Annotated in this window: 11 protein-coding genes; 2 read left to right on the top strand and 9 right to left on the bottom strand. The window is 64.9% G+C overall.

Annotation, left to right across the window (positions count from 1 at the left end; translation table 11 throughout):
* From treZ to ACSHT2_RS14325, 5 genes are read right to left on the bottom strand one after another with little or no spacing between them, the layout of a single operon-like run.
* On the bottom strand, window positions 1–1,749 hold the full coding sequence (treZ, locus tag ACSHT2_RS14345; protein ID WP_440642138.1) for a malto-oligosyltrehalose trehalohydrolase: 1,749 nt from the start codon (window positions 1,747–1,749) through the stop codon (window positions 1–3).
* On the bottom strand, window positions 1,746–3,824 hold the full coding sequence (glgX, locus tag ACSHT2_RS14340; protein WP_440642137.1) for a glycogen debranching protein GlgX: 2,079 nt from the start codon (window positions 3,822–3,824) through the stop codon (window positions 1,746–1,748). Before glgX ends, treZ begins: the two co-directional genes overlap by 4 nt.
* Before the next feature lie 3 nt (window positions 3,825–3,827).
* Window positions 3,828–5,969 (bottom strand): 1,4-alpha-glucan branching protein GlgB, encoded by a 2,142-nt coding sequence (gene glgB, locus ACSHT2_RS14335; RefSeq protein WP_440642136.1) that lies wholly within the window; start codon window positions 5,967–5,969, stop codon window positions 3,828–3,830.
* A complete protein-coding gene (gene treS / locus ACSHT2_RS14330) occupies window positions 5,962–9,255 on the bottom strand; it encodes a maltose alpha-D-glucosyltransferase (protein ID WP_440642135.1) in 3,294 nt (1,097 codons plus the stop codon). The genes glgB and treS overlap by 8 nt, the downstream gene beginning before the upstream one ends.
* Before the next feature lie 11 nt (window positions 9,256–9,266).
* On the bottom strand, window positions 9,267–11,213 hold the full coding sequence (locus ACSHT2_RS14325; protein WP_440642134.1) for a maltotransferase domain-containing protein: 1,947 nt from the start codon (window positions 11,211–11,213) through the stop codon (window positions 9,267–9,269).
* Between the two features lie 204 nt (window positions 11,214–11,417).
* Between ACSHT2_RS14325 and malQ the strand changes: the two genes are divergently transcribed.
* Window positions 11,418–13,379: a 4-alpha-glucanotransferase gene (gene malQ, locus ACSHT2_RS14320; RefSeq protein WP_440642133.1), complete on the top strand. Its 1,962-nt coding sequence runs from the start codon at window positions 11,418–11,420 to the stop codon at window positions 13,377–13,379.
* A 30-nt stretch (window positions 13,380–13,409) separates the two neighbouring features.
* Window positions 13,410–15,209 (top strand): glycoside hydrolase family 15 protein, encoded by a 1,800-nt coding sequence (locus tag ACSHT2_RS14315; RefSeq protein WP_440642132.1) that lies wholly within the window; start codon window positions 13,410–13,412, stop codon window positions 15,207–15,209.
* Between the two features lie 73 nt (window positions 15,210–15,282).
* Here the strand turns inward: ACSHT2_RS14315 and ACSHT2_RS14310 are convergent, their stop codons facing one another.
* From ACSHT2_RS14310 to zwf, 4 genes are read right to left on the bottom strand one after another with little or no spacing between them, the layout of a single operon-like run.
* Entirely contained in the window at window positions 15,283–16,095 is an 813-nt protein-coding gene (locus ACSHT2_RS14310) for an HAD family hydrolase (RefSeq protein ID WP_440642131.1), read from the bottom strand.
* Window positions 16,092–16,634 carry a gluconokinase gene (locus tag ACSHT2_RS14305; RefSeq protein WP_440642130.1) on the bottom strand — a complete coding sequence of 181 codons (543 nt, stop codon included), beginning with the start codon at window positions 16,632–16,634 and terminating at the stop codon, window positions 16,092–16,094. The genes ACSHT2_RS14310 and ACSHT2_RS14305 overlap by 4 nt, the downstream gene beginning before the upstream one ends.
* Complete coding sequence (gene pgl, locus ACSHT2_RS14300; protein ID WP_440642129.1) at window positions 16,621–17,370, bottom strand: 6-phosphogluconolactonase; 750 nt, start codon at window positions 17,368–17,370, stop codon at window positions 16,621–16,623. The genes ACSHT2_RS14305 and pgl overlap by 14 nt, the downstream gene beginning before the upstream one ends.
* Window positions 17,370–18,881, bottom strand: a complete 1,512-nt coding sequence (gene zwf, locus ACSHT2_RS14295; RefSeq protein WP_440642128.1) for a glucose-6-phosphate dehydrogenase — start codon at window positions 18,879–18,881, stop codon at window positions 17,370–17,372. Before zwf ends, pgl begins: the two co-directional genes overlap by 1 nt.
* Between the last annotated feature and the right edge of the window lie 5 nt (window positions 18,882–18,886).

Here is an 18,886-nt window from a genome sequence, read left to right as displayed (position 1 = left end):
TCAACCTCCGAGACGCCAGACCACCGACCAAGGCGGGAGCCGCTCGCCGGCGCCGCCCCAGATCGGCGTGCCTGCGCTGAGGGGGGAGGTGATCTCGTGATCCGACAGATTGGCGACGAGGCGCAACGTCGTGCCGTCGCCCATCCACCAATGCGCGGCGAGCAGGCCGTTGTCGGCCGCCTCGGCGTCGCCGAAGCTTGCGCCCTTGAGCCGGGGGATGATCTCCTTGCGACGGAGCGCGAGCAGGTCTTTCACCAGGGCGAGCCGCGCGTCCTGTTGCGGCGTGCGGCCGGTCCAGTCGAGCACGGCGGATTGCAGCGTTGCCGGATCGAGCGGGTCGGGCACCTCGTCGCCGTATTTTTCGTAAGCCCAGGCATACTCCTGCTTGCGGCCCTTGCGCACGGCCTCGGCGAGTCCACCTTGGAAATCGCAGAAGAACGGGAAGGGGACCGTCGAGCCCCATTCCTCGCCCTGAAACAGCATCGGCACCATCGGCGCGAGCAGGGTCACTGCGAGCGCAGCCTCGATCTGCTTTGGCGATGCCAGGCTTTCCAGCCGCTCGCCCAGCGGACGGTTGCCGATCTGGTCATGGTTCTGCAGGAAATTGACGAAGGTCGCCGGCGGCAGCTCCCCGCTCGGCTCGCCGCGCGGCCTCTTGCCCCAGAATTCGGAAACCTCGCCCTGATAGACGAAGCCGGACGCGAGCGCGCGCGCCAGGTCCATGCGCGGCGTCTGGTAGTCGGCGTAGTAACCGGCGAGCTCGCCGGTCAGCATCACATGCCAGACGTGATGATAATCGTCGTTCCACTGGCTGCGATATTTGCCGTTCGGCGGCTCTTGCGCGGCGTCGAGCAGGCTGGCGCGATTGTCGCCGTTCTCAAGCACGAGATGGATGTGGCGTCCCGTGGCCCTGGCGAGCTCGCCGGCGGCAACGCTCAGGTCCTGCAGCATCGATTGCTCGCCGGGGATCGCCATGATGTGGTTGGCGGCATCCAGCCTCAGGCCGTCGAAGCGGTAGTCGCCGAGCCAGGACAGCGCGTTCTCGACGGCAAAGGCTCGCGCCTGCGGCACGCGATAATCGATCGCACTGCCCCACGGCGTGTGCGCATCGGTGAAGAAGGTCGGCGCATAGCGGCCGAGGTAGTTTCCTTCCGGGCCGAAATGATTGTAGACCACGTCGAGAAACACCATCAGCCCGCGCAGATGCGCCTCGTCGATCAGCGTCTTCAGGTCTTCGGGCCGGCCATAGGTGCTGTCGGGCGCATACCACAGCACGCCGTCATAGCCCCAGCCTCGGCGTCCTGCGAAATCGGCGAGCGGCATCAGTTCGAGTGCAGTGATGCCGGTCGCCGAGAGATGATCGAGCTTGTCGATCATGGCGCGGTAGGTGCCTTCCGGCGTGAAGGTGCCGACATGGGTCTCGATCAGCACCGTCTCTTCCCAGGGACGGCCGCGCCATTCTCGCGCGCGCCACACGAAGGCGTCGTGATCGATCACCTCGCTCGGGCCGAACACGTCCTCGGGCTGGAAAGCCGAAGCAGGATCCGGCACGTCGATTTCGTCGTCGATCCTGAACTTGTAGGGACTGCCGGCGGCGAGGCCGGCAATATCGGCGACGTACCAGCCATCCTGCCGGCGCTGCATCGCGTGCCTGCGGTCGAGCAGGAGGTCGACGCGGCGCGCGGCGGGCGCCCATAGGCGGAACGACACGCCGTCCTTCGTCGGCCTCGCCCCGAAGGATGGCCTCATAGCGCCCCCGCGAAGGCGAGCACGGAGCGCGGCGGCGCCTTGCTGTCGCTCCCGGGCAGGAAATCGATCGTATTCAGCATGGCATCGGTCGTGTTCAGGATCTGCTGCCAGCTCTTGTATTCGGTCATTTGGGGTAATTTGAATGCGATCTCTTCGGGAGCGGCGTTCAGTACGATAAAGATCGCAGCCCCACCCGGTTCCATCGGCCCCATCACATAGGAGAGAAACCTGCCTTCCGGGAATTTCCAGTCATTTTCCGTCATCTCGTCGCCGGCAGGGGTCAGCCACAGTGCGCCGTAGGAGATGCCGTCCTTGGGGCGGCCATCGAGCCAGCGATGGCTGCGGAGCTGCGAGAACCGGCGGCGGATATCGGCGAGATGGGCGACGAAGTCGACCATGTCGTCACCTTCCTTGCCGAGATTGTCCCAGCCGACCCAGCCGACTTCGTTGTCCTGGCAATAGGCGTTGTTGTTGCCGGATTGCGAGTTGCCGACCTCGTCGCCGGCGAGGATCAGCGGAACGCCCTGCGCCAGCATCAGGCAGGCCAGCACGTTCTTGCGCAGCTGCCGGCGCAGGCTGATGATGTTCGGATCGTCGGTCGGACCCTCGACGCCGCAATTGTTGCTGTGATTGTCGTTGGAGCCGTCGCGGTTGTCCTCGCCATTGGCCTCGTTGTGCTTCTCGTTGTAGCTGAAGAGGTCGGCGAGCGTGAAGCCGTCGTGGACGGTGATGTGGTTGATGCTGGCGCGCGGCCGCCGTCCGTCGTGGTTGAACAGGTCGGACGATGCGGTCATGCGGCTGGAGATGTCGCCGATCAGGCTGCCTTCGCCGCTCCAGTAGCGGCGCATGGCGCTGCGATAGCGGTCGTTCCACTCCGACCATTGCGAGGGGAAGGCGCCGACCTGGTAGCCGCCGAGGCCGAGGTCCCACGGCTCGGCGACGAGCTTGACGGTCGCCAGCACCGGGTCCTGCCTGACCGCGGTCAGGAACGAGCTGCCGCGATCGAAGCCGTTCGGCCCGCGTGCCAGCGTGGTGGCGAGGTCGAAGCGGAAGCCGTCGACGTGGCAGACCTCGACCCAGTAGCGCAAGGAATCCATCACCATCTGCAGCACGCGCGGATGGGTGAGGTTCACCGACGAGCCGCAGCCGGTGAAGTCGTCGTAATAGCGCGGGTTCTCGCGGTTCAGCCAGTAGTAGGAGGCGTTGTCGATGCCGCGATAGCACAGCGTCGGGCCGAGGTGGTTGCCCTCGGCGGTGTGGTTGTAGACGACGTCGAGCATCACCTCGATGCCGGCGTCGTGCAGCCGCGCCACCGTGGTGCGGAAGGAATCGAGTGAGTTGTCCTGGGCGTAGCGCGGCTCGGGCGCGAAGAAGGACAGTGTGTTGTAGCCCCAGTAGTTGGCGAGCTTCTTTTCCACGAGGATGCGGTCGTCGACGAAGCTGTGAATCGGCAACAGCTCGACCGTGGTGACGCCGAGCTTCTTCAGGTGCTCGATCATCGCCGGCGAGGACAGGCCGCCATAGGTGCCGCGCAAATTCGGCGGCACGTCGTCGCGCTTCTGCGTCAGGCCCTTGACGTGGGCCTCGTAGATGATGGTGTCCTCCCAGGGGATGTTGGGGCGGATCTCGCGGCGGCCCCAGTTGAAGGTCTCGTCGACCACGACGGCCTTCGGCATGCCTCGCGCATTGTCGCGCCGGTCGAAGGACAGGTCCTCGCGCGGGCTCCCGGTGCGGTAGGCAAAATGCGCATCGCTCCAGACCAGGCGTCCGGCAAGCCGCTTGGCGTAGGGGTCGAGCACCAGCTTGTTGGCGTTGAAGCGATGGCCCTGCTCGGGCTCGTAGGGGCCGTGCACGCGGTAGCCGTAGAGCTGGCCGGGCGAGACGTCGTTGAGATAACCGTGCCAGACATCCTCGGTCTTCTCCGGCAATTCGATGCGCTCGAGCTCGCGGCGGCCTTGTGCGTCGAACAGGCAAAGCTCGACCTTCTGCGCGTTGGCGGAAAACAGCGCGAAATTGGTGCCGCGTCCGTCCCAGCTTGCGCCGAGGCGTGCGGGCGATCCAGCAGTCAGACGCATCAGTCAGCTTTCCGGAACGAGGAAGATCGCAGCGAGCGGTGGAATGGTGAGGCGGAGCTCGCCGCCCTCGTCGGCATGAACTTCGCCGATATTCCCGACATTGCTGCCGCCATAGTGAGCGGAATCCGAGTTGAGCACTTCCTTCCACTTGCCGCCAAAGGGCACGGGGACGGGATAGTTGCGATAAACGTTGGGTGAGAAGTTGACGATGACGAGGCATCGCGCGTGTTCGTCGAATCCCTTTCGAAGCCAGGCGAACACGTTGCGGCTGGCATCATCGGTGATCAGCCATTCGAAACCGGCCTGGTCGCAATCCATCTGGTGCAGCGCCGGCACCGCGCGATAGAGCCGGTTGAGGTCGCGGATCAGCGCCTGGACCCCGGAATGGTACTTGTATTCGAGCAGATGCCAGTCGAGCGACTGGTCGTGATTCCATTCCCGGCTCTGCGCGATTTCCGCGCCCATGAACAGCAGCTTCTTGCCGGGATGGCCGAACATGAAGCTGTAATAGGCGCGCAAATTGGCAAAGCGCTGCCACTCGTCGCCGGGCATGCGGCCGAGGATGGAGCGCTTGCCGTGCACGACCTCGTCGTGCGACAGCGGCAGGATGAAGTTTTCCGAGAAGGCGTAGTGCAGGCCGAACAGGATCTCGCCGTGATGGTGCTTGCGGTAGATCGGATCCTTGCTGATGTAGCTCAGCGTGTCGTGCATCCACCCCATGTTCCACTTGTAGCCGAAGCCGAGCCCGCCGAATTCGACCGGGCGCGAGACCTGCGGCCAGGCGGTGGACTCTTCGGCGGCCGTGGTCGCCTGTGGGAAGCGGGCAAACACTTCCGTGTTGAAGCGGCGCAGGAAGTTGATCGCCTCGATGTTCTCCCGCCCGCCGTACTGGTTCGGAATCCACGCGCCGGGCGGCCGGCTGTAGTCGAGATAGAGCATGGACGCGACCGCATCGACGCGCAGGCCGTCGATCGCATAGCGCTCCAGCCAGAACAGCGCATTCGACACCAGGAAGTTCGTCACTTCGGTGCGGCCGTAGTTGTAGATCAGCGTGCCCCAGTCGAGGTGGCGCCCCTGCAGCGGATTGGCGTGCTCGTAAAGCGAGGTGCCGTCGAAATGGCCGAGCCCGTGCGGATCATCAGGGAAATGACCGGGGACCCAGTCGAGCAGCACGCCGATTCCTTCGCGGTGGCAGGCATCGACCAGTATTGCAAACTCATCGGGTGTGCCGAAGCGGCTGGTTGGCGCATAGAGGCCGGTCGGCTGGTAGCCCCACGAGCCGTCGAAGGGATGCTCGCTCACGGGAAGGAATTCGAGATGGGTGAAGCCCATGTCGCGGGCGTAGGCCGGCAGCTGCTCGGCCAGCTCACGATAGGTCAGCCATTCATTGCCGTTCTTGCGCTGCCACGAGCCGAGATGGACCTCGTAGATCGACATCGGCGCCGACAGTGAATTGATGCCGTCTGGCGCCGGCCGCGGCCGCGGCAGATGCGCTTCGTCGAACACGATGGACGCCGTCTTCGGCCGCACCTCGCTCGCAAATGCCAGCGGATCGGATTTCAGCGGAAGCAGATGGCCGTGCGGACCGATGATTTCGAACTTGTAGTGATCGCCGGTCTTCGCATGCGGGATGAATAATTCCCAATAGCCGCTGCCGCGGACCCGCATCGGATGGCGCCGACCGTCCCAGAAGTTGAAGTCGCCGACCACGGACACGCGGCGCGCATTCGGCGCCAGCACCACGAAGCCGATGCCGTCGATGCCCTCGAGCTGCATCGGATGCGCGCCAAGCTTGTCGTAGATGCGCTGATGGGTGCCTTCGCCGAGCAGGTAGAGATCGAAATCGGTCAGGATCGGTGGAAAACGGTAGGCATCCTCGAACTCGACGACGTCGTTGCCGAACTTTGCGCGGAGCTGGTAGTGCTTCGAGCCATTGGGCAGGGCGCCGATGAACAGCCCGGCGTCGTGGACGCGGTCGAGTGGGGCGACCTCGCCATGTTCGCCGACTGCCTCGACATTCACGGCCTCGGGCAAAAACGCGCGCACCACGCTTCGACCACCCTCGGGATGCAGCCCGAGATAGTGGAAGGGATCGGAGTGGCGGCCCTCGATGATCGCATAGGCCTCGGCAGGCAATTTAGGCATGGGCTTCGCTCTCGGCACTGGACAGAATGCGAAGCAGTCCGCTCAGCGGCGCATGGAGCCCCTCAGGCCGGCGGGACAGCTCGTACTCTACTTCGTCGAACGCTTGATCAAGCAGGAAAAACCTTAACAGGCCTTCCCCGGATTGCCGATCTTGCGGCCACAGCCTCCGATCGGTCATGGCTTCGCGGTAGGCGGACAGGAAGGTCGCGGCGGCGCGCTGGCGCCATTCGTCGAGTGCGGCGGTGACCCGGCCTTGCTCCTCGGTGCCCCCCGAGAGCGCCCGGTCAAGCGCTGCGTTGACCGAGAGATCAATCGAGTGGATCAGGCCGGCGACGTCGCGGGCGGCCGGCGCCTTGCGCCGCTTGTTGGCCAGCGGCCTGCGCGGGTCGCCGTCGAAGTCGATGATGAAGATATCGTCCTTCACGATCAGAGTTTGCCCGAGCCGGAAATCGCCGTGATGACGGATGTTCATCCCGCCGATGTCGGATGGCAAGAGCGCATTCAGGCGGTCGGACAGGCTCGCGCGCGCCGCCGTGAGCCGGTCGATCAGGGGCCGGTCCGCTTCCCGCAGCCCGTCGCGGCTGTCGGCCAGCCGCTCGATAGTCCGCTCGGCACGGGCCTTGAGGTCGGATATCCAGATCTTGATCTGGTCGGATTCGATCGGCACCGCGGCGAGATCGTCGGGCTTTGCCGCGGCGAGAGCGACATGCAGCTCGCCGAGCCGGCGGCCGATCTGCGCGACGAAATGCAGGTACGGCGCCTGCTCCTGGGTCTCGCGGAACTTTTCGCCGGCCAGCAATACGCGCTGCTCGTCGATATAGCGATCGAGATAGCCCGTGGTCACGGTCCAGCCGTCGCCCTGGTTCTCGACATAGGCGTGCAGCACGCCGAGCGCGCTGCGCTGGTTCCCCTCGACCAGCTCGACGCTGCCGAGCAGCGCCGGCGTGTTGGCGAAGCGTGCGACCTCCGTGAGATAGTGGCCGATCTCGATCTCGGGGCTGATGCCGCTTTCGAGCTGGCGATAGATCTTGGCGACGTACTGGTTGTCGACCAGCGCGGTGCTGTTCGACTGCTCGATCGCGCGGATGCGTTCGGGCTCCTTGATGGTGTAATCGGCGAAACGGCTGGTGGGCTTGAACTCCAGCCGCAGATTGTTCTCTTCCACCACCAGATTCTGCGACAGATTGCGCAGGAACAGGCCGATGAAGATCTGGTCGGTCGCGACGTCGAGCAGCGTCCCCTCGCGTGCGCCCTGGCGCACGGCGGCGAGCGCCCTGGGGTTGAAGCGCTCGCGATCGAAGCGCACCCATTCGATCTGCAATGGCAGCACGAAGCGTTTGGCCGCGGGCCCTTGCCTGGTCTCGAAGAACGCGATCCAGGGCCTGTTGTCGCCGATGTCGCAGAACGGCACCGCCGAGGTCAGCGCGGTCTTGATCTGCTTGGGATTGTGCTCGGGATACCACCGCGTTCGTGACAGGAAGCCCGGCAACACGTCGCGCTCGAACACGCCGCGCTCGCGCGCGAGCGATACCCAGTTCGAATTCACCGGCACCACCAGCGTCTCGAACTCCGGCACCGCGCGCGGCGTCACCGGCTCGGACTTGTCGCGTTCCAGCAGCTGGAACCAGTAGAAGCCGTAGGGCCCGAGCGTGATCATGTAGGGCAGCTCGCCGATCGCGGGGAAGCGCGTGCGGCCGAGCATCTCCTGCGGGATGCGGTCCTTCCACGGCGACAGGTCGAGCTCGGTCGCCTGCGCGGCGCGTGAGAGATTGGCGACGCAGAGGATCACCTCGTCGCGGTATTGCCGGACATAGGCCAGCACGGCGCGATTGGCCGGGCGGATGAAGGTCATGCTGCCGCGGCCGAAGGCGAGCGTCGACTTGCGCACGGAGATCAGCCGTTTGGTGGCGCTGAGCAGCGAGGAGAGGCTGCGCGACTGCGCCTCCACGTTCACGGACTCATAGCCGTAGACGGGATCCATGATCAGCGGCGCGTAGAGGCGCGCCGGGTCGCAGCGCGAGAAGCCGCCGTTGCGGTCCGGGCTCCACTGCATCGGCGTGCGCACGCCGTTGCGGTCGCCGAGATAGATGTTGTCGCCCATCCCTATCTCGTCGCCGTAATAGATGATCGGCGTGCCGGGGAACGACAGCAGCAGCGAGTTCATCAGCTCGATCTTGCGGCGGTCGTTGTCCATCAGCGGCGCAAGGCGCCGACGGATGCCGACATTGATGCGCGCGCGCGGATCGTTGGCGTAGGTGGTCCAGAGATAGTCGCGCTCGACGTCCGTGACCATCTCCAGAGTCAGCTCGTCATGGTTGCGCAGGAACAGCGCCCATTGGCAGGTCGCGGGAATATCCGGCGTCTGGCGCAGGATGTCGGTGATCGGGAAGCGGTCCTCCTGCGCGATCGCCATGTAGATGCGCGGCATCAGCGGGAAGTGGTAGGCCATGTGGCACTCGTCGCCATGGCCGAAATATTCCTGCACGTCCTCCGGCCATTGATTGGCCTCGGCCAGCAGCAGCTTGCCCTTGGAGTAGGCGTCGAGCTCCTGGCGCAGCCGCTTGATGACTGCATGCGTCTCGGGCAGGTTCTCGTTCGAGGTGCCCTCGCGCTCGCAGAGATAGGGAATGGCATCGAGCCGGAAGCCGTCGACACCGGCATCGAGCCAGCGCTTCATCACCTGGATGAGGGCGCTGACCACGCGCGGATTGTCGAAATTGAGGTCCGGCTGGTGCGAGAAGAAGCGGTGCCAGTAGAACGCGCCGGCCTCCGGATCCCAGGTCCAGTTCGATTTCTCCGTGTCGGTGAAGATGATGCGCGTGCCCTGGTACTTCTGGTCGGTGTCGCTCCAGACATACCAGTTGCGCGCGCTGGAGCCCGGATGGCTGCGCCGCGCGCGCTTGAACCATTTGTGCTGGTCCGAGGTGTGGTTGACGACGAGCTCGGTGATGACGCGCAAGCCGCGCTTCTGCGCTTCCTGGATGAAGCGCTTGAAATCCTTCATCGTCCCGAAATCGGGATTGACCGAGCCGTAATCGGCGATGTCGTAGCCGTCGTCGCGGCCGGGCGAAGGGTAGAACGGCAGCAGCCACAGCGCGGTCACGCCGAGCTCCTGGAGATAGGGCAGCTTCTCGGTCAATCCGGCGAAGTCGCCGATGCCGTCATTGTTGCTGTCGGCGAAGGCCTTGACGTGGAGCTGGTAGATGACGGCGTCCTTGTACCAGAGCTCATCCACGACGTCGGCAGCCTCAGCCTTCTTGGTGTCGACGGAAGACAGGACATTCATGGCGTGAACCCTTACGCCAGGCAGCGGAACAGGAGCGCCGGATCGCGGTCGGGATCGATACGCAACCTGATCCCGCCCCATTCGATGCGGGACCGTTCGCCGGTGAGAAGGTTTTCGAGTGCCGTTACTTGGTGGCGCTGTCCATCGGCGTCAACGGTGACATCGCCGAGCGGCAGCCAGCATTCGCGCGCATGGCGCGAGAGCGCGATCACGATGACGACAGTATTGGCCGGATCGGCCGCCTTCTTGGCGAAGGCGATCGTCTCGCCGTCCTCGATGCCGAGGAAGCGCAAATTCGTCGTCTGCTGCAGCGCTGCGTTCTCGTTGCGGGCGCGATTGAGCCCGGCAATGTAGGATTTGATGTTGCCGGGCCTGTCCCAGTCGCGATGCCTGATCTGGTACTTCTCGGAATCGAGATATTCTTCTCGGCCGGGAATCGCCTCATGCTCCAGCAGCTCGAATCCGCCAAAGATGCCGTAATTGCCTGAGAGCGACGCCGCCAGCGCGACGCGCGACTTGAATGCCCAGGCCTCTCCGCTCTGGAGGTGATAGGGCAGCACGTCGGGCGTGTTGACGAACATGTGTGGACGATAGAAATCGCGTTCGGGATGACGCGTCAGTTCGCCGAGATATTGCTCCAGCTCCCACCGCAAGGTGCGCCAGGGGAAATAGGTAAAGGACTGCGCAAAGCCGAGCTTGGCGAGGCCCGTCATCAGCTTCGGCCGTGCATAGGTCTTGGAGAACAGGATGACCTCGGGGTGACGGTTGCGGATGTCGCGGATCAGCCACTCCCAGAACGCAAGCGGCGCAGTGTCGTGATTGTCTATGGCGAATATGGTGACGCCATGGTCGATCCAGAACAGCATGGCATCGCGAAACGCGTTCCACAGGCCGACGCGATCCACCGAGGCGAAATCGGGGATGACGATGTCGGAATAAGGGCCGTCCGCCGTCCGGATCGAGCGGTCCGGCCGCCATTTGAACCATTCCGGATGCTGCGTCAGCCAGGGATGGTCCGGCGAGCACTGCACGGCGAAGTCGAGCGCAAGCTCGAGGCCGTATTCCAGGCAGGTCGCAACCAGCGCGCGGAAATCCTCGATCGTGCCGAGCTCGGGATGCAGCGCATCGTGGCCGCCTTCGGCCGAGCCGATCGCGTAAGGCGAGCCGGGATCGCCCTCACGCGCCACCGGCGCATTGTTGCGGCCCTTGCGGCTTGTGCGGCCGATGGGGTGGATCGGCGTGAAGTAGAGCACGTCGAAGCCCATGGCGGCGATGTCAGGCACGCGCGCGATGCAGTCGCGCAGCGTGCCATGCCGGCCCGGCAATGCGCTCTGGCTGCGCGGCATCATCTGATACCAGGCGCCAAAGCGCGCCTTGTCGCGGTCTATGGTCAGCGGGAAGAGTGGCGAGCGCGTCAGGTCGGGCCGCGACTGGCTTTCGGCCATGGCTTTGCCGAGCTCGGTTGCGAGCAGCGAGGTGACGTCGCCAGTCTGGAGATAATCCTCGCACTGCCTGATGATGACCGCTGCTGCGTCCTGTCGCGCGCCATGCGCCTTGGTCAGGAGTCCGGCGCCCTCGATCGCATCGAGGCTGACGTCGGCCCCGGTGCGCCGCTTGCGCGCGACCGCGTGAGACCAGGTGGCGAACTCATCGGTCCAGGCTTCGATTGCATAGACATATTGGCCGGGCTCAACGGGCGTGAACGCACCGGACCAGCGGTCATTGCCGTGATGGGTCATCGGCTCGCTCCGCCATTCGCGCTCCTGCTCTCGGCGCCAGGTCAGCGCGGCGGCGATCACGGCGTCGCCGTCGCGATAGATGTCGGCCCAGACCTGGACCGGTTCGCCCGCGATCCGCTTTACCGCGAAGCGGCCGCCGTCGATCGAGGGATAGACGTCCTCGATCAGGAAAGCGCTGCCGGCTGCGGCACTTTCGACAGTTTGAATTGTCTTGTTCACGGTGATGCCATTGACAAGAAACCAGGAGCCCGTTTCCCTTGCCGGGAACCGATGCTTGGTACCATTATAGAAAGCCGCTTGTGTGTCATTGGTTCCCTGGGGAACGGCAAGCGCAGTTTGCGAGTTACCCCTGACTAACCTCTTCCGCGACCTCGTTAAAATCGATGCCCTTGGCCAAACAATGGCCTGCAAGCTGCGTGCCGAATGGATCTTTTAGCTCAAGCCCGGATCAAGGGCGTCCAGTCCGAATTCGTTGACGCCCTCGGCAAGCTGCGGGTCACCGCGCCCGAGGCGCTCAAATCCATCCTCGACGCCCTGCCGGAGAGGCGGGTCTACCGCTTCGTCAGCGGGCCGGTCGTGGTCCGCGCATTGGGGCATCCGCGCACGGAATTGGCGGCCATCGGTGCGCCGCCGCTGCAATGGAAAATCCACGGCAACGGCAATGTGATCGCCCAAGGCGAGACACGCGAACCCGTCATCGCCTGGCCCGCCGGCCTGGCGCTCGGATATCACAGATTGACACTGACCGATGCCGAAGGCGTGACGGAAGAAGTGCCGATGATCGTGGCGCCCGAGCGCGCCTTCGGCGGCGATTTCGACCGCGGCTGGCTGCTTGCGGTCCAGCTCTACAGCGTCCGTTCGGACCGCAATTGGGGCATCGGCGACTTCACCGACCTCACAGGTCTGGTCCGGCTTGCCAAGCAACTCGGGGCCGACGGCGTCGGGCTCAATCCGCTGCATGTCCTGTTCGACGACCATCCGGCCGATTGCAGCCCCTATTCCCCAAACAGCCGGCTTTTCCTCAATCCGCTCTATATCGACGTCGAGGCGATTCCCGAATTCTCGCCAGACCTCGTGCCCGACGCGGCCGCGACGGCCGCCCGTCTGCGCGAAGGTGATCGCGTCCCCTATGCCGACATGGCGGCGTTGAAATGGCTGGGTCTTCGCGCTGCCTTTGACAGCTTCGTGACAAGCGCGAGCGAGGCGCGCCGCAAGGCATTTGACGCCTTCCGGGCCGCCCGCGCGCCGCTGTTGTCCCGCTTTGCCTGCTTCGAGGTGCTGCGCCATCGCTTCACCGCCCCCTGGTGGGAATGGCCGTCGGAATGGCAGCAGCCGGATGAGGCGAAATGCGCCGAGCTGCGCAACGGCCCGGCCAAGCGCGAGGTCGAGTTCGTCGAGTTCGTGCAATGGACCGCCGATAGCCAGCTGCACGCCGCCAAGCAGCTCGCCAGCCAGCTCGGCATGCGGGTCGGACTTTATCTCGACGTTGCCGTCGGCGTGCAGTCCAACGGCTTCGATGCCTGGAACGAGCAGACGGCGATTTCCCGCCATCTCGCCGTCGGCGCGCCGCCCGACGTGCTCAACACCATCGGCCAGGACTGGGGTCTCGCCGGCTTCAACGCCGGTGGGCTCGAAGCGCAGTCCTTCGTGCCGTTCGCGGACATGCTCGCGGCCTCGATGCGCCATGCCGGCGCCATCAGGCTCGATCACGTGCTCGGCCTGAAGCGGCTTTATCTGGTGCCGCGCGGCTTCAAGCCCGACAACGGCGCCTATGTGCAGATGCCGTTCGAGGCGCTGCTGGCAGCCGTGGCGCGCGAGAGCGCGGCCCACAAATGCATCGTGATCGGCGAGGACCTCGGCACCGTGCCTGAAGGTTTTCGCGAGACGATGCAGGATTTCGGCATCTGGTCCTATCTCGTCATGATGTTCGAGCGCGACGATGCCGGCCATTTCCGCAATGTCGACCACTACAGGCCCAATGCGCTGGTCACGCTGAACACGCATGACCTGTCGACCTATGCCGGCTGGCGCTCCTTCAGCGACCTCAAGATGAAGCGCTCGCTCGGGCTCGATCCCGGCGAGAACGACCAGGCGCGCTGGGATGCGCTCGGCAGGCTCGACGAGATCCTGCGCCAGAACGGCATTCGAGCGAATGACCTCTATTCGGTGCTCGCCTTCCTGTCGCGCACGCCGTCCCGGCTGCTCGCAGTGTCGATGGAAGATTTGCTGGGCGTGATCGACCAGCCCAACATTCCCGGCACGATCGACGAGCACCCGAACTGGCGCCAGCGCCTTCCTGTTGCGCTCGACAAGATCGCGTCCAAGATCAATCTTGCGGCTTTGAAGGCGGCGACGCGGGAACGTTCATTGCCCGGCGGGAGTTGAACGGCCGGGGATTCCAGGGTTTGCACGACATTGACTCAGAGGATCGAGGACTATGCGCTGATCGGCGATTGCGAGACCGCGGCGCTGGTCGGGCGCAACGGCTCGATCGACTGGTTGTGCTGGCCTGCCTTCGATTCCGACGCCTGCTTTGCCGCCATCCTCGGCACGCACAAGAACGGGCGCTGGCTGATCGCGCCGAGTGAGAACGCGACCCGCATCTCGCGGCGCTATCTCGGCAATACCCTCATTCTCGAAACGCGCTTTGAGACGAAGAGCGGCACCGTCGCGCTGATCGACTTCATGCCGCCGCGCGGCAAGGCGTCCGACATCGTGCGGCTGGTCCGCGGCGTCAGCGGCACCGTGAAGATGCGGATGGAGTTCGTCATCCGCTTCGGCTTCGGCGCCGCCATTCCCTGGGTGCGGCGGATGGACCATGCGCTGCTCGCAATCTGCGGCCAGGACATGGCGGTGCTGCGAACACCCGTCGAGACCCGCGGTGAGGATCTGACCACGATTGCCGAATTCGAGGTCGGAGCGGACGAGACTGTGCCTTTCGTGCTGACCTACGGTCCCTCGCATCTCGAGCCGCCCGCGTCGATCGATCCGGAGCTCGCTCTCCAGGAGACCGAGAAATTCTGGCAGGACTGGTGCGGCCGTTGCACCCGCGACGGCGACTATCAGGAGCTCGTCGTGCGCTCGCTGATCACGCTGAAGGCGCTGACCTTCGCGCCGACCGGCGGCATCGTCGCGGCACCCACCACCTCCTTGCCGGAAAAGCTCGGAGGCAGCAGGAACTGGGACTACCGCTTCTGCTGGCTGCGCGACGCCACCTTCACGCTGCTGGCGCTGATGAACTCGGGCTACACCGAGGAAGCCTTGGCCTGGCACAACTGGCTGCTGCGTGCGGCCGCCGGTTCGCCGGCGAACATGCAGATCATGTACGGCATCTGGGGGCAGCGGCGGCTCTTGGAATGGGAGGCGGGCTGGCTCGGCGGCTACGAGGGCGCGCAGCCCGTGCGTGTCGGCAATGCCGCGCACGCGCAGCTCCAGCTCGACGTCTATGGCGAGTTGATCGATGCCTTTCACCAGTCGCGCATGGCCAAGCTCCAGCTCGACGACGAGACCTGGGCGCTGGAATGCGCCGTGCTCAATCATCTGGCCGAGGTCTGGGACCGGCCCGATCACGGCATCTGGGAGCGGCGCGGACAGCCCAGACACTACGTCTTCTCCAAGGTGATGACCTGGGTCGCCTTCGACCGCGGCATCAAGAGCGCCGAGATCTTCGGCTTCAAGGCGCCGCTCCTGCACTGGCGCACCTTGCGCGATGCGATTCATCGCGACGTCTGCAACAGGGGCTTCGACGCGGAGGAGAACGCCTTCGTCGAATCCTACGGCTCGAAGCTGCTCGATGCCAGCGTGCTGCTGCTGCCGGCCGTCGGGTTCCTGCCGCCCTCCGATTCGCGCATCCGCGGCACCATCGCTTCTGTCGAGAAATGCCTGATGCGCGACGGTTTCGTGCTGCGGCACGATCCGCGCGAGCTGCCTGCGGGGCAGCCGCCGCTCGAAGGCGCGTTCCTGGCCTGTAGCCTGTGGCTCGCCGATGCCTATGTGCTGTCAGGCGAACTCGACAAGGCGCAAGTCTTGTTCGATCGCGTCGTGGGCATCGCGAACGACGTCGGGCTACTGGCGGAGGAATACGATTCCGTGGCGCGGCGCCAGACCGGAAACTTTCCGCAGGCGCTGACCCACATCGCGCTGATCAACACCGCGCATAACCTGTCGGCGGCGAGACAGGAGAGCGAGAAGCCGGCGGTGCAACGGTCGAAGTAAGCTGGCGCTCCGAGGGAGGTGCGCTCCCTCTCCCGCCTGCAAGCGGGAGAGGTTGAACGAGCGTGCCGCAGGCTCAACCCACCCCATTCCGCTTCAGGATCATCTCCATCGCTTCCGCAAAACCGTCCTCCTCGTTGCTCGCAGTGACATGGGTGGCCTGGTCCTTGACGTTTTCGGCGGCATTGCCCATGGCGATCGAGACGCCGCTGACGCGGAACATCGCGAGGTCGTTCTGCATGTCGCCGATGGTGGCGACCGCGTCGGTGGCGATGCCCAAGCGCTTTGCCATGGCCTCGACGAAGGTACCCTTGTCGAAGCCGGGCGGGGTGATGTCGAGATAGTAGGTCTGCGAGCGCACCGCGGTGGCTTCGCGGCCGAGCGCCTCCTGCATCGCTTTCTCGCAAGCCGCGAGCCCCGCGGCATCGGCACTGGCGCCGACGATCTTGCAGGCGCTCGCAAGGTACGGGGAGAAATCGGACACGATGGTGGGGTCGGCGCGGATCGTGTGCTGCTCGTGGGCGACGTAGCTGCCGCCGGGATTGTCGATCAGCCATTTGTCGGTGGTGAAGAGCCAGATGTCGGCGCCGAACTCGCGGAGGATCTGCAAGGACCGCTCGGCTGCGGTCGCGGGAATCAGGTGCTGCTCGACCGGCCTCATCTCGGGATCGACGATCGAGGAGCCGTTGAACGGGCCGACCGGCAGCCACAGCGCCAGCGGCTCGATCAGGAAGCGCATGCCGATCGCGGGGCGGCTGGACGTGATGGTGAAGCCGATGCCGGCCCGATGCAGCCGCTGCACCGCGCTCCTCGCACGCTCGGTCAGCGTCTTGTCCTTGGTCAGCAGCGTGCCGTCGACATCGGACACCACGAGTGAGATTTGCGTCATGGCAGGACCTTCGGTATCGCGCCGCCCAGTTTCAGTTGGCGCACCACGCCGTCCACGACCGCTTCGACGGATTCGTCGATCGAGACGGTGACGACGTGCTCGCTCGCCTCGGGCGGCTCCAGCGTATTGAATTGGCTCGCCAGCAGCTCGGGCGGCATGAAGTGCCCCTTGCGGTGCGCCAGCCGCTCGGCGATCAGCTCCTTTGTGCCCTTCAGGAAGACGAAGCGCACGTCGTCGCGACCACGCAGCAGCACGTCGCGATAGGTATGCTTCAGCGCCGAGCAGGCGATGATGACGTGCTCGCCGCGTTCGCACACGAGCGCGATCTCGTCGGCGATGGCATTGAGCCAGGGCCAGCGGTCTTCGTCGGTGAGCGGATGGCCGGCTCGCATCTTCTCGACATTGCTGGCGGGATGAAAGCCGTCGCCGTCCTCGAAACGCCAGCCGAGCCGCTCGCCGAGTGCCTTCGCAACCGTGCTTTTGCCCGAGCCCGACACGCCCATCACGATCAATGCACAAGGTGCTTCAGCGCCCGTCACGAATTTCCTCCGGAAGCGCGGCCTGGTCGACCAGCCAGACGGTCTCGCCATTCGAGCGCGCGCGTAAGGCCGGCAGATTCTCGCCATTGAGGAGGCGCGTCAAGATCGGCCGCTTGTCGTGCCCGGCAATCTCGAAAAGCATCTCGCGGCAGGAGGCCAGAACGGGCAGGGTGAGCGAGACCCGCGGCACGAAGGGTGCGACATTGGCATTGGCGACCCCGACGACCCAGCGTCGCGTCTCCTCGATCTCGGGATAACCTGGAAACAGCGAGGCGGTGTGGCCGTCCGGCCCGGCGCCCATCAGCACGAGATCGAACAGCGGGCGCTCCGGATCGAGCTGGTCTGCGCCATAGAAGGCCTGCAGCTCGCGTGCGTAGGCGTCAGCACCGGCATCGGGATTCGCGGCCGTGGTCGGAATCGGGTGGATATGGCCGGCGGGGGCATTGCGATCGAGAAAGATCGCGCGCGCGACGGCCATGTTGTTGAGGGGATCGCTTTCGGGCACGAACCGCTCGTCGCCGATGAACCAGTGCACGCGGTCCCACGGAATCCTGTCACGCCAGGCCTCGCTTCCGAGCAACTGGTAGAGCCTCTTCGGGCTGGAGCCGCCGGTGAGGCAGATCGCGATGCGCCCGGGATTGGCCGCGATCCGCGCCATCACCCGTTCGGCCGCGGCGCGGGCAAGAGCTTCGGCATCAGCTTCGACGATCAGCTTCGGCTGGTCGGCCGCCGCCATCACGAGTACTTCCGCCAGCTTCGCCCGTCGCGCCGGAGCAGCTCATCGGCGCAGGCGGGGCCGTCGCTGCCGGCTTCATAGGTTTCGATGCCGTTGGTGCCGGCGCTCTTCCAGGCGTCCAGGAACGGCTGCACCGCCTGCCACCCGGCCTCGACGCCGTCGGCGCGCTGGAACAGGATGTTGTCGCCGATCATGCAGTCGTAGATCAGCGTCTCGTAGCCGGTCGAGGGATCGGCGCGGAAATAGTCGCCGTAGTGGAATTTCATCTCGACGCCGTCGATGGTGACGCTCGGCCCGGGGATCTTGGCGTTGAATTGAAGCTCGATGGTCTCGGTTGGCGCGATGCCGATGGTGAGGAAGTTCTGCGACAGGCGCTCGACCGCCGTGCCCGAGAACATCGACAGCGGCGCCTGCTTGAACTTGATCGCGACTTCCGTGCGCTTGTGCGCCAGCGCCTTGCCGGTGCGCAGATAGAACGGCACGCCGGCCCAGCGCCAATTGTCGATCATCAGCTTGAGCGCGACATAGGTCTCGGTGGTGCTGCCGGGCTTGACGTCCGCGGTCTTGCGATAGTCCGGAATCTCCTCGTCGCCGATGCGGCCTGCGAGATATTGCGCGCGTACCGAGCTTTTGAGTGCTTCTTCCTGGCTGGGCCGCTGGACCGCTGTGAGAACCTCGGCCTTCTCGGAGCGGACCGAATGGGCGTCGAAACGCGTCGGCGGCTCCATCGCGACCAGCGACATCAGCTGGAACAGATGGTTCGGCACCATGTCGCGCAGCGCGCCGGTGGCATCATAGAAGCCGCCGCGATGGCCGACGCCGAGCTTCTCCTCCACGGTGATCTGGATGTGGTCGATGTGGTTGCGATTCCAGATCGGCTCGAACATGCCGTTGGCAAAGCGCAGCACCAGGATGTTCTGCACCGTCTCCTTGCCGAGATAGTGATCGATCCGGTAGATCTGGTGCTCCTCCATGATCTTCAAGAGCTCGGCGTTGAGCGCGCGGGCCGAGGCGAGATCGGTGCCGAACGGCTTCTCGATCACCAGCCGCCGCCAGGCGCCGTTCTCCTTCATCAATCCGGTGCGGCCAAGCTCTCGCGCGGTCGGCGCGAATGCGGCCGGCGGGGTCGCGAGGTAGAACAGGCGGTTGCCGCCGGTGCCTTGCGAGCATTCCAGCGAATCCAGGTGCTCGCGCAAGCGGTCGAACGACGGTGGCTCCTTCGGGTCGGCCTCGACGAAGGTCACGCATTCCAGCAGCTGCCTGGCGACGTCATCGTCGACGGGCCGCGTCGCGAATTCGCGCAGGCCCTTCATTAGGCTCTCGCGCAACTCGTCGTCCGACTGGCTCTTGCGGGCGACGCCGACGACGCAGAATTTTTCCGGCAACAGATTCTCGGCCGCCAGATTGTACAGCGATGGCATCACCAGCCGATGGGTCAGGTCGCCGGTCACGCCAAAGATGACGAAGGCGCAATTTTCCGGCTTGCGCTTTGGCTGCGGGTCTTTTGTCACGAATT

Origin of the sequence: Bradyrhizobium sp. PUT101 (assembly GCF_052043945.1) — a bacterium.
Classification (GTDB): Bacteria; Pseudomonadota; Alphaproteobacteria; order Rhizobiales; family Xanthobacteraceae; genus Bradyrhizobium.
This window is presented reverse-complemented; position numbering and strand designations above follow the sequence as displayed.